The following is a 306-nucleotide window of genomic DNA, read 5'->3' on the forward strand; positions in this document are numbered from 1 at the left end:
AACTCTGCTAACATCGAGACTTGAATAAATGGTTGATCAGCTAAAAGAAGCATGGCTGCGTCTGCATACATTTTTTGAACTTCTCGAATACCTGTTTTTATAGAGGAAGACATGCCTTGCTTCGATTCTTTACATATTACGACAGTGAGTTTTTCTCGAGCATAGGCTCCCCAATCAATCGAAGCATTCTCACTCGTGACAACAATGATGTGGGAAATAGTTGTTTGTGAATAGAACTTTCCAGATGAAAGATACTAAGTTCAAACATGGCAAGATTTCACATCCGTTGAAGTCATGCTAGTGCTA

1 protein-coding gene is annotated in these 306 nt (G+C 38.9%); it reads right to left on the reverse strand.

The features are described from left to right. The coding region (locus tag PZE06_RS31570) for an NTP transferase domain-containing protein (protein ID WP_369011865.1) at nt 1-218 on the reverse strand (218 nt) is incomplete at its 3' end. Nucleotides 219-306: the final 88 nt, after the last annotated feature.

Origin of the sequence: Robertmurraya sp. DFI.2.37 (assembly GCF_029211245.1) — a bacterium.
In the GTDB taxonomy this organism is placed as follows: Bacteria; Bacillota; Bacilli; order Bacillales; family Cytobacillaceae; genus Robertmurraya; species Robertmurraya methanolica_A.